The sequence below is a fragment of the Flavobacterium tructae genome (assembly GCF_001853485.1).
GTDB classification, from domain to species: domain Bacteria; phylum Bacteroidota; class Bacteroidia; order Flavobacteriales; family Flavobacteriaceae; genus Flavobacterium; species Flavobacterium tructae.
Genome location: NZ_MIKE01000028.1, coordinates 207,736 through 220,166, shown reverse-complemented (window position 1 = coordinate 220,166; position 12,431 = coordinate 207,736). Strand labels below are relative to the sequence as shown.

The following is a 12,431-nucleotide window of genomic DNA, read 5'->3' as shown; positions in this document are numbered from 1 at the left end:
TAAAAACAATTAATCATGGCAACAACTTACAAAACACCCGGGGTATATGTGGAGGAAATCGTAAAATTCCCTCCTTCTGTTGCCCAGGTAGAAACAGCAATTCCCGCTTTTATTGGCTATACTGAAAAAGCTACAAACAAGATTAATGGAGATTTGAAATTAAAGCCAACCCGAATAACCTCTCTCTTAGAGTACGAACGTTTTTTCGGCTTTGCAAAACCGGAAACAACCATTAGTGTTACCATCAATGATGTTTCTACTGATAATGGTGATGTTAGATCTATTATTGTAGATCAGCCTACTTCAAAGCAGCCCTTTTTGATGTATTATTCGCTGCAATTGTTTTTTGCAAATGGCGGAGGTCCTTGCTACATTGTTTCAGTAGGCCGTTATGGCAATGATTTAGACGATGCAGATTCTGCTGTTACTGCAATCAACAACAGTAATGCACTAAAAAGCGGATTAGCAGAAATCGAAAAAGTAGATGAACCAACTTTGTTATTGTTTCCGGACGCCACAAAAGTATCAGGAATCACGATTACGGATTACTATGGATTGTATAACGATGCGCTGACCCAATGCCAAAATCTTCAGGACAGATTTACGCTGATCGATACGCTGAATTATGATGAATCGAGCCCTACAGATACAAATATAGACGATTTAAGAAATAAAGTAAGTTCTGAAAAAGATACGATTAAATACGGAGCAGCTTATTATCCACATTTAGAAACCATACTTGATTATGCTTTTGATGCGAGTAAAATTGTCTTAAAACACTATTCTTATACGGCAAAAGCCTATGATCAAATAGCTGCGGGATTAGTACCAATTGAAGATCCTGCTACCGGAATTACGGCTACGGTAACCAAATTGGTAAGTGAACCAGTAGCTGGCGATATTGCCGGACAAATTAGTGATCTGTTGTTACAGATGTACAGTGCCAATCCCACCGGTTTTGATTTAGGCGGAACTTTTGCGAGCAGCCCTGCCAAAAAAACGGCTTTCTTAAATAAACTGAACCCTTTACTGACTACTTTGGAAGCTTTATCTATATTAAAGAGTTCGTTAAACGATGAAGCCAATGCTGCCATCAGTACCATCTCAGACGAAGATCCGGGAATTGCAAACACCATCACGTCAAACCTGAATACTTTCAATTTAATATTTACGGCTCCGGGTAAAATCGATGCTGTCTATAAAAATTTAAAAGCGTTAAAGAAAAAAATACAGGACGAAAACACAGATCCTAAACTGAAAAAAATTCTACTAACCGATACTTTAAATTTTGACACAGAATTAAAAAAACTGGTAACCTATACTCCACTGAATGCTCAAACGGGAATTACCGGATTGGTGAATAATTTTTCAGGTATTGCCGCTGCCCTTACTGCGCTTATAACCGCTATTAAATCAGTAAACGGAAAAGATTTAAATAATGGAGAATTAAACGGAAGAAAATTAAGTGCTCTGGAAGCAATTGACAACGCTACTTACAATAAAATCCTTACCGAAATTTACAACCTTCCTATAACACTTCCGCCAAGCTCTGCTATTGCAGGAATCTACGCCAGAGTTGACAAAGACAGAGGGGTTTGGAAAGCGCCGGCCAATGTAAGTCTGAACTATGTCATAAAACCTACTGTAAAAATTACCAACAACATTCAGGACGGTTTAAATGTTGATACTGTGGCCGGTAAATCGATCAATGCCATTAGAAGTTTCACCGGCAAAGGAACTTTGGTTTGGGGCTCCCGAACATTAGCCGGAAACGATAACGAATGGCGTTATGTACCGGTGAGACGTTTCTTTAATATGGCCGAAGAATCCATCAAAAAAGCCACCGAACAATTTGTATTTGAACCTAACGATGCCAATACCTGGATACGCGTGCGAGCCATGATAGAAAATTTCCTGATTCTGCAATGGAGAGCCGGAGCATTGGCCGGAGCTAAACCGGAACAGGCTTTTTATGTCAGAATCGGATTGGGGCAAACCATGTCGGCTATAGACATTCTCGAAGGCCGCTTAATTGTCGAAATTGGAATGGCGGTAGTTCGTCCGGCGGAATTTATCATACTTCGCTTCTCTCACAAAATGCAGGAATCTTAACTAAACACTAACATTAAAAAATACAGATCATGAGCTATCCGCTATCAAAGTTTCATTTCTCAGTTGACTGGGGTGGAACAAAAATAGGATTTACAGAAGTTTCGGGATTAGATGTCGAAACTGAGGTTATTGAATACCGTCACGGAGCAAGTCCTGAATACAGTAAGATCAAAATGCCGGGCATGCAGAAATTCTCCAACATCACACTGAAAAGAGGAACCTTTAAAAGTGATAATGAGTATTATGCCTGGTGGAATACGGTAAAACTAAACACCATAGAAAGAAGAGATATTACCATCAAGTTACTGGACGAAGAACACAATCCTGTGGCCATCTGGAAAGTAAAAAATGCATGGCCTACCAAAATTCAATCTACTGATTTAAAAGCCGACGGAAACGAAGTCGCTATCGAATCTATGGAATTGGTTCACGAAGGTTTATCGATCCAAAATGACTAATCATGGCTAATTATTATCCACCTGTCGGTTTTCACTTTTTAGTAGAATTTCAAGGTCTTGGTACGAAAGAAAAAGACCATCAGTTCCAATCGGTTTCCGGCTTGTCTGTTGATATCGAGACAGAAGAAATTGCCGAGGGTGGAGAAAACAGATTCAAACACAAACTCCCGGTAAAGACAAAATATCCAAACCTGACTTTAAAGAGAGGAATATTGATTGATTCTGATGTTATTGACTGGTGCAGAAAAGCTATTGAAAATTTTTCTTTTGAACCCGTAAACCTGACTGTCAAACTACTCAACCAGGAGCATCAGCCTTTGGTTTCCTGGAATGTGGTTCACGCCTACCCTGTAAAATGGTCGGTTGAAGACTTTAATGCCGAAGAAAGCAAGCTCGTTGTCGAAAACATTGAGCTTACTTATAATTATTTCACCCTAATGAAAAGTTAGTTATGCCAATAGAAATAAAAGAGCTTCACATTAAAATAAATGTGAGCGAAGGATCGAAACCGGCTGCTTCTCCAAATTCTCCGAAAAGTAAAGGAGAAGAGCCCGTTGCCGAATGCGTAGATCAGGTAATGAAAATTATCGAACGTAAAAAAGAACGTTAATCATGGCTGGAGAATTAGAAAAACTAAAAATCGTAGCTTATAGTGACCCGCAGTTTAATAACAAAATTGCCGACGGTAAGTTTTCTACGCTTATGAATCCGGAGAAATATACCTATCACTATAAAATTGAGACTGATGACACTCAGGCCTCAGGAACGAGTACGGTATCTCCCAAGTTCAACAAAAAACTACCGGAGAATCTGGAACTTGATTTTGTTTTCGACCGATCGGGAGTGATTAGCGGCTACAAAAGTTCGAGTAATGGCATTATAGACGACATTGAGAAGTTTAAAAAGGTCATTCTGGATTACAACGGTGACGAACACAAACCCAACTATCTCATGATTTCATGGGGAACCTTGCTTTTTAAAGGGGCTCTAACCGAAATGGAAATAGAATTCAAACTCTTTAATCCGGACGGAACTCCGATCAGAGCTATCGCAAAAGCGAAATTTCAGGGTTTTGTGGAAGACAACCTCAGAGCAGCCAGAGAAAATAATAAATCGCCGGATTTAACGCATTACAGAATTGTAAAAGAAGGCGATACTTTACCCTTGATGACCTATCATATTTACGGTGATTCTAAGTATTATCTTGAAGTTGCAAAAGTCAATAACATTATCAATTTCAGAAAATTAAAAACAGGGCAAAAACTATTTTTCCCACCCTTACAAAAACAATCCTGATGAACAACAGCGGAGTCATACAAACCAGTCAAAGTGCCGATTTAGTAACGTACAAAATTTTAATTGAAGGGGAAGAATTGTCTAAAACCTATCAGGTAAAAAGTATTGTAGTGCAAAATGAGGTGAACCGGATTCCTATGGCTCAAATTGTTCTCACAGACGGAGAAGCTTCTGAAAGAGATTTTAAACTGAGTAATGAGGATTTATTGATTCCGGGGAAAAAACTTGAAATCAATGCCGGTTATCACAATGATGAGGAGGCCATTTACAAAGGAATCATCATCAAGCATTCAATTAAAATAAAAAGCGGTGCTTCTTTGCTGATTATTGAATGTAAAGATGAAGCGGTAAAACTAACGATCGGCAGAAAGAGCAAGTATTTTTATGATGTAAAAGACAGTGATGCTTTTGAAGAAATTATAGGCACATACGGACTGGAAAAAGACGTTGAAACTACTAATTTTAGTCATAAAGAACTGGTTCAGTACAATACTTCCGACTGGGATTTTATCGTTTCAAGAGCACAGGCTAACGGAAAACTTTGTTTTGTAGAGAACGGAAAAATCACCATCAGCAAACCTGATCTGAGTTCAGCAGCTGTCGAAACCATTACTTTCGGAGCAACTTTACTTGATTTTGATGCCGAAATTGATGCCCGAAATCAATTTGCCAAAGTGTCTTCGTACAGCTGGGATTATACCAATCAGGAATTAGTGGAAATTGAAGCCAGTGATCCCGGAGTAAGTCTCAATGGAAATTTATCTGCTTCTGATTTGTCCGAAACTATCGAACTAGAAAATTTGGAACTGCGTCACGGTGGTGCCATTACCGAAACAGAATTGCAGGATTGGGCCGACGCCAAATTACTGTTTCAGCAATTATCCAAAGTTCGCGGAAGAGTGAAATTTCAAGGAATTCCTGCCGTAAAGCCCAACACCATCATTACACTGGAAGGCGTTGGCGACCGATTCAACGGAAGTGCTTACATCACGGGAGTTTTTCACGAACTAACAGAAGGAAACTGGACCATCGATGCTCAATTTGGATTAAATCCTGAGTGGTTCTCTGAAACCTATGACATTCACACACCAACAGGTTCCGGAATCATGCCGGCCATAAAAGGACTTCATGCCGGAATCGTAACACAACTGGAAGGCGACCCCAATGGTGAAGACCGAATTCTGGTCAAAATTCCGATCATCAACAATGAAGAACAGGGTATTTGGTGCCGCGTAGCTTCACCCGATGCAGGAGAAAACAGAGGTATTTTTTTCAGACCTGAAATAGAAGATGAAGTGATTATTGGTTTTGTCAACGAAGATCCAAACAACGCCATCGTTTTGGGCATGCTTCACAGCAGTGGAAAGCCTTCTCCGATTACAGCTTCAGACGATAATCACCAAAAAGGGATCGTAACCCGAAGTGAAATGAAGGTCATGTTTGATGACGAGAAAAAATCGATAGGAATTGAAACTCCGGCGGGCAAAAAAATAACACTCGACGAAGACCAGGGGGTAATTGTTATTGAAGATGAAAATTCGAATGTCATTACCATAGACAGTAATGGTATAAAAATGGAAAGCGCCGGAAACATTGAGATAGTCGCATCAGGTGACGTTAAAATTGAAGGAACCAACGTTTCCTTAAAAGCCAAAGCGCAGTTTAAAGCTGAAGGAAGTGCGGGAGCTGAAATGTCCTCAAGCGCAGTGGCTATTGTAAAAGGAAGTATCGTACAAATAAATTAAAATTATGGGAGCACCAGCCGCCAGAATTACAGATATGCATGTTTGCCCAATGGTTACCGGAACCGTTCCGCATGTGGGAGGGCCAATTTTACCTGCCGGTTCGCCAACCGTATTAATTGGCGGAGTTCCAGCCGCATGTGTTGGAGATATGGCTACCTGCACGGGACCTCCTGATACCATCGCCGCAGGTTCGGCAACCGTTTTAATTGGAGGAAAACCCGCAGCACGTATGGGGGATTCCACCGCACATGGAGGCACAATAGTAGCCGGATTAGCAACCGTTTTAATTGGTTAATTATGGAAACAGATCAAGCTTTTTTAGGAACCGGATGGAGTTTTCCTCCCGAATTTAAGAAAACAACCAGAGCTACTGTAATGATTTCTGATGAAGAAGACATTAAAAGCAGTCTGGAGATTCTATTGTCAACCAAAATAGGAGAACGTATTATGGTCCCTAAATACGGCTGTAATGTAGACGAACTTCTTTTTGAACCGTTAACCACAACCTTAAAAACGTATGTGTCTGAACTCATCAGAACCGCCATTTTATACCATGAACCGCGAATTGATGTGGAGAAAATCGACATCAGTCAGGGAGATGATTTAAATGGGGAATTGTTAGTGGCTTTAGATTACAGAATAAGAGCGACCAATTCCAGAACTAATATGGTATATCCTTTCTACAAACAAGAAGGAACTAATATTTAATACCGATTGTATATTCAATATAGTCCAATTGCATTGGACTAAAAGATAAGTAAAATTGATATAAAAAGCATTATGTGTAACAACAGCGACCATACCAACGATACCTTATTTAAAAGAAATGGCACCGATCAGGGCGACCGCGTGAATAGTATTCTCGATCCCCACAATTTGGAACTCCATGACTTTGATAAGGAAGACTGGTTTCTTTTTACCTATAATTTTGCCAAACAGGTTAACTTTTTTGACACCACCAACAGCAAAAAAGCTTCCGGAAACTGGCAGGAAATTTTTGATCATTTTGGCTATTCGAAAAAAGACATTCCAAACAGAAAAGACAAAGATTATACGCTTCTGAAACAAAGTATTTCGGAAACACTTCAGGATATTGAATTCGAAGGCACGTTAACGCCTCACATGACCCTTTTTATCTGTTTCCTGAAATTATTGGAACTGTCTAAAGAGCGCTTTAATAAAATTACCAAAAAACATCTCGATTTCTTTTATAAGGATATTTTACAAATCGAAAAACTGGCTGCAAAACCGGATCAGGTGCATGTTATTTTCGAGCTGGCTAAAAAAAGTACCGAAGAACGAATCGAAGCGCAAACACAATTGGATGCCGGAAAAGATGCTTTAGGCAACAAACTTATCTATAAAACAACCGAAGAATTAGTTGCCAACAAAGCTCAAATTACAGCGCTTAAGAGTGTTTATAATGATACTACCCTAGGGGAGATAAAATGCAGTCAGGTGGCCAACTCTCTTGATGGAAAGGGAGAAAGTCTTAAGGAAGGATCAAAGTACTGGCTGCCATTTGGATATACTTCTAATGAAGAAAAATATACTGAACTGGAAGCTGCCAGACTTGGCTTTACCATAGCTTCACCCTTATTGCAATTAAAAGAAGGCGAAAGAAATATTGATATTACTATTACTTTCAATGAAGCTTTTACTTTTGATACCGAACCATTTAAGGAACCCATTACCGTCAATGATCTTGTTGATAATATCAGCATTTTCTGCAGTGGTGAAAAAGAATGGCTTGGTCCTTTTAAACTTATAGGAACAGCTGCCACTTCCGGTATTGTGGAAAAGCAATTGCGATTGGTGTTTCAAATTTCAAAAGATACCCCCTCTATTGTAAACTATAATCAAAAGAAATTAGGAGAACATTTCTCTACAACAGAACCTGTTATCCGATTCTTAATTCGTACAGAAGACAAAAAAGGACATTATTTATTTAGAAATCTGGTGACCAAAACCATCAGCAGCATCGGTGTTAAGGTAGACGTAAAAGATGTAAAATCACTAGTACTGGAAAGCGACACGGGTTTACTAAATGCCGAAAAACCTTTCTATCCTTTTACCACGCAGCCTACCAGCGGTTCGTCATTTCTTATTGATTATCCGGAAATGTTTTCAAAAAAATGGAAGAATATCAACGTCTCTATAAAATGGAAAAACACCCCCAAATCTTTTAAAACGCATTATCAGGCCTACAAAAAGAAATATCAGGATACGACGATAAGCCAGACTCTTTTCTTTAATGGAATGTTTCTGAAAGAAATTATAAAAGACAAAGCCGTAAATCAGCCCGAAGACCCTCAGCCCAAAACAGATGCTGTTGCCATAAATATTCCGGAAAAAAGCAAATTAATTCTTAACACAGTCGACACCGATCTTATTGTAGACTCCGATGCTTATTTTAAAGGAAATGTGTCCCTCTTAAATAAAGAAAACTGGGAAACCAAAATTACAGACACTACTTTGTTTACGCTAAAAGACGGGGTTTATGTAACCGAATTTCCTTTAGTAGGAGACGGTTACGACATTGACAAGAGCGGCCCGATCCGATTGACGCTAAACCAATCTTTGCTGCACTCTTTGTACCCAAAAATATATACGCTCGCCATTATGAGTAAAATTGCGGATACCCTGATTCCGAATGAAGCTTATACGCCATTTGTCGAAACTATTAGTTTAAATTACACGGCGGAGGAAACGGTCAATTTTACCCATCAGAACGAAGTCGAATACCAGGCAGAACGAATCCGATTGTTTCATGAAGCTCCATTTGGACAGAGTGAAGAACATTCTTATTTGAAAAATGTTGCCAGACAAAAAGGAGTTTTGGATGCTAATAGCGCTCTTACAAGCCGTCTCGTTCCTGATTATTGCAAAGGAGGCGAATTTTACATCGGTCTTGAGGAAGCCGAAACTTTACAGCAGGTTGCTTTATTGGTTCAGATACTTGAAGGAAGCGAAAATCCACAGGTGGACTCTTTCGTTGGGAGACAAAAAATAGAATGGTTTATTCTTTGTGACAATCAATGGAAAAATATCGAGAATGAAATTTTAGCCAATTCTACCGATAATTTTTTAAAGTCGGGGATTCTGAAATTTGCGATTCCAAAACAAGCTACCAAAACAAATACTTTATTTCCGGACAACCTCATCTGGGTAAGAGGAAAAATGCATAAAGCTTATGATGCCGTCTGCAAAGTAATCGATATTAAAACACAAGTGGTTACAGCCGAATTTTACAACCACAATAACGAATTGTCTCATTTAGAAAAAGGATTGCCTGCTGAAACGATTTCTAAGCTCATTACCCGCATCACACAGGTGAAAAGTGTGGCACAGCCTTTTAATTCTTTTAACGGAAAAGCACAGGAATCAGACGAGACCTATTACAAACGGGTAAGTGAACGTCTTCGTCACAAAAACAGAGCAATAACGCTATGGGATTATGAGCATCTTATCCTTCAGGAGTTTCCGGAAGTTTTCAGAGTAAAATGCCTGAACCATACCAATAATGAAAAGGAATCCTTTCTTTCACCCGGAGATATTACTCTTATAGTGGTCCCGGATATTATAAACAAAAATGTATTTGATCTTTATGAGCCGAGAGTAAATACGGCTACCTTAAATAAAATTCGAAATTACATCAGCAATCTCAACAGTATGCATGTCGAAGTCGCTGTAATTAATCCGGAATACGAGAAAGTGATCATCAAACTCAATGTGCGGTTTTATGCCCAATACGATGAAAACTTTTATAAAAAACAGCTCAATGAAGATATCACCAAATTCTTGTCGCCGTGGGCATTTGATACCACTCAGGACATCCTTTTTGGGATTGAATTACACAGAAGCACCATCATTGACTATATCGAAAAATTATACTATGTCGATTATTTAGCAGAGTTAGAAATGGCGAAACTCAAAGACAATACCGAATCAGAAAATCCGAACGATATTACTTATCAGGCAACACTGGATTTCTTGCCGGTACTGTCACCGTCTAATCCAAAACGCATACTGGTGTCGGTAAAAAATCATATCATTTCTACAAAAATCAACAGTTGTAAAGAACCTAATTTCCAATCCGAAGAGTCATGTCAATACTAAATCCACATAATACAATTCCTAAAAAGGTTGCGACCGAAGATGACCTGGATTTTTTCTATCTCAGAAAAAAAGGCATTGAGTATATCGAACAGCTGGGTGGCAAATTATGGACTGATTTTAATTCGCATGATCCCGGTATCACGATGCTGGAAATGCTTTGTTATGCTATAACCGATCTCGGTATGAGAACCGATTTGCCAATCGAAAACCTCCTTGCTTCTGACGTAAAAGAAAAAGATATTCCCAACCAGTTTTTTAAGGCTTCGGAAGTATTGACTACAAGTCCCGTAACTGCACTGGATTACAGAAAACTGTTTATCGATATTGACGGCGTTAAAAACTGCTGGCCGGCCAAACACTACAAAACCGTTTACGTGAATTGTAAAGACGAGCAATTATCTTATAATTATCAGGATTTTAACGAACTCCCAAGCCGCCTTAAAAAGCAATTTCAGCTCAAAGGTTTATACGATCTTTATGTCGATTTTGAGAGCAATAAACTTTCTGACATTAATAACGTCAAAGACCTCATCAGAAAAAAATTCCATGCCAACAGAAATCTGTGCGAAGACCTGATTAACATTATAAAAGTCGATGAATATCCTATAAAAATATGCGCCAGTATTGAGATTGATACTCAGGCCGACGAAGAAATGGTTCATGCCCTGGTGTTAACCGCATTGGATGGTTATTTATCGACCACCGTTAATTTTTATTCGGTTAAGCAAATGCTCGATAAGGGATACACCTCCTTAGAAATTTTTGACGGGCCAGTTTTGGAACATGGTTTTATTGATACTAAAGAATTAATCGAAGCCGAACTGACCAGTGAGGTGCGATTATCGGATATTATCAAACTGATCATGAATGTGCCCGGAGTGCTGACCATCAAAGATATTTCTCTTGGAAATTGCGGCGATGATGAAGCGGTGGCCAATCAGTGGCTGCTTTGCCTTAAAGAATACCAAAAACCGGTAATCTGTAATAAAAGTGTTTTCAACTACAATAAAGGCGTACTACCTCTGAACATCAATAAAACTCAGGTGGATCTTTATTTAAAGGAAATTAATGACGTAAAAGATAAAGCTACCGATTATTCCAGCAAACACAAAGAACTGAAAATACCAAAAGGCACTTATTTAAACCCAAACAGTTATACCACCATACAAAACGATTTTCCGGATACGTACGGAATCGGAGAAGTTGGTTTACCGTCAGGAGCCACAGTCGCCCGACAATCGCAGGCCAAACAGCTTAAAGCCTATCTTTTATTCTTCGACCAAATTCTGGCCAGTTATTTTAAACATTTGGGAAAAGTCAACGAGATACTTTCGGTAAGCGGCAATCTCACTAAAACATTTTTTACCCAGGCGGTAAAAGACATTAAAGGCTTTAGCGAACTGGTAGAGGACTATCCTGAAAACAATGATGATTATCTGACCGAAATTCTTTTTAAGGAACTGGACAACAATATTGAAAGACGAAATTCTATTCTGGATCATCTTTTAGGGCGCTTTGCAGAACGTTTCTCTGAGTATGTTTTCATTAACAAAAGTATCTACGGCAGTGCTACGGATGAAGTGGTGCTGAAAAACAAAGAAGACTTTTTGAAAGATTATAAAATCGTCAGCAAAAACCGCGGCAGTTCTTTTAACTATTACCGACAGCCCAACAGCAATCTGTGGGATACTGATAATGTCTCTGGGGTAAAAAAGAGAATTGCAAGGCTTTTGGGGATTAAAAACTACAACAGAAGACATCTTTCGGATTCATTTGTTGATCTCTACCATTTTATTGATTCCGACAATCAGCTGGTATACCGATGGAGAATCAGGGATGATAAAAACAAAATCGTGCTCTCTGCCACAACAGAGTATTACGACACCTCTATTGCCAATCGGGAAATGTACTTTGCTATTTTACAAATCATTCAAACCCGAGAATACAATGTCGAAGAAGCCTTTAAAAAAGGCATCACAGATCCACAGGTCATCGATAACATCCAGATACACCGGTCTCCTTCCGGAAAGTATTCGTATGACATCATTAATCCGTTAATTACGGATGTGAACAATAAGGACCGTATCATTGCCAAAAGGTACACTTACTACAGTTCTTTGGCTAAAGTGAAGCAGTCTATTCTTGATTTGATTCATTTTATGAAAGAAGTGTTTACAGAGGAAGGTTTATTTATTGTCGAACACATGATGCTTCGCCCGGATGTGAACCAGACTATTGTGGATTCGACAACATTTTTACCGATCTGTACTGATGAGTGCAAGAGCTGTGAGCCTCTGGACCCTTACTCCTATCGCGTAAGTATTATTCTGCCCGGATATACTTTGCGTTTTGCCAACATCGATTTCAGAAATTATATCGAAAAAGTAATTAAGGAGGAATTACCGGCGCATGTGCTGGCAAAAATCTGCTGGATCGGGCATCGGAAAAATGAAATTCAAAATCCGGCAGAAAACGAACTTTTGCGGTTTGAGAACTCTTACAAGGATTATTTATTTGCCAAAACCTTATTGAATCAGAATCAGCCGGAAACAGACCTGATAAAGCTTATCACATCTCTATCGAACCTCAGCAATTTATATCCTACAGGAAGATTATTTGACTGCAACGACGAAAACGAAAATCAATTCGAGAAAATAATACTGGGAAAAACAAATTTAGGATCACTATAAATACCATTCAA

Annotated in this window: 10 protein-coding genes; all 10 read left to right on the top strand. The window is 39.0% G+C overall.

Going from position 1 to position 12,431, the window contains the following annotated elements; genetic code table 11:
* Positions 1 to 15: 15 nt before the first annotated feature.
* The 10 genes from BHE19_RS21385 (at position 16) to BHE19_RS21345 (ending at position 12,420) form a co-directional block, all read left to right on the top strand.
* A complete protein-coding gene (locus BHE19_RS21385) occupies positions 16 to 2,112 on the top strand; it encodes a phage tail sheath C-terminal domain-containing protein (protein WP_070908781.1) in 2,097 nt (698 codons plus the stop codon).
* A 29-nt stretch (positions 2,113 to 2,141) separates the two neighbouring features.
* Entirely contained in the window at positions 2,142 to 2,570 is a 429-nt protein-coding gene (locus BHE19_RS21380; RefSeq protein ID WP_017497868.1) for a phage tail protein, read from the top strand.
* A 2-nt stretch (positions 2,571 to 2,572) separates the two neighbouring features.
* Entirely contained in the window at positions 2,573 to 3,019 is a 447-nt protein-coding gene (locus tag BHE19_RS21375) for a phage tail protein (RefSeq protein ID WP_017497867.1), read from the top strand.
* A 2-nt stretch (positions 3,020 to 3,021) separates the two neighbouring features.
* Positions 3,022 to 3,180, top strand: coding sequence for a DUF5908 family protein (locus BHE19_RS22855; protein WP_165607941.1), 159 nt, complete (start codon positions 3,022 to 3,024; stop codon positions 3,178 to 3,180).
* Positions 3,181 to 3,182: 2 nt separating this feature from the next.
* A complete protein-coding gene (locus BHE19_RS21370) occupies positions 3,183 to 3,866 on the top strand; it encodes a CIS tube protein (RefSeq protein ID WP_017497865.1) in 684 nt (227 codons plus the stop codon).
* Complete coding sequence (gene vgrG, locus BHE19_RS21365) at positions 3,866 to 5,611, top strand: type VI secretion system tip protein VgrG (protein WP_070908780.1); 1,746 nt, start codon at positions 3,866 to 3,868, stop codon at positions 5,609 to 5,611. The genes BHE19_RS21370 and vgrG overlap by 1 nt, the downstream gene beginning before the upstream one ends.
* 4 nt (positions 5,612 to 5,615) lie before the next feature.
* Complete coding sequence (locus BHE19_RS21360) at positions 5,616 to 5,906, top strand: PAAR domain-containing protein (RefSeq protein ID WP_017497863.1); 291 nt, start codon at positions 5,616 to 5,618, stop codon at positions 5,904 to 5,906.
* Positions 5,907 to 5,908: 2 nt separating this feature from the next.
* Positions 5,909 to 6,319 carry a GPW/gp25 family protein gene (locus tag BHE19_RS21355; RefSeq protein ID WP_070908779.1) on the top strand — a complete coding sequence of 137 codons (411 nt, stop codon included), beginning with the start codon at positions 5,909 to 5,911 and terminating at the stop codon, positions 6,317 to 6,319.
* 72 nt (positions 6,320 to 6,391) lie between these two features.
* Positions 6,392 to 9,730, top strand: coding sequence for a baseplate J/gp47 family protein (locus BHE19_RS21350; protein WP_070908778.1), 3,339 nt, complete (start codon positions 6,392 to 6,394; stop codon positions 9,728 to 9,730).
* Complete coding sequence (locus BHE19_RS21345) at positions 9,718 to 12,420, top strand: hypothetical protein (RefSeq protein ID WP_070908777.1); 2,703 nt, start codon at positions 9,718 to 9,720, stop codon at positions 12,418 to 12,420. Before BHE19_RS21350 ends, BHE19_RS21345 begins: the two co-directional genes overlap by 13 nt.
* The last annotated feature ends 11 nt before the right edge of the window (positions 12,421 to 12,431 follow it).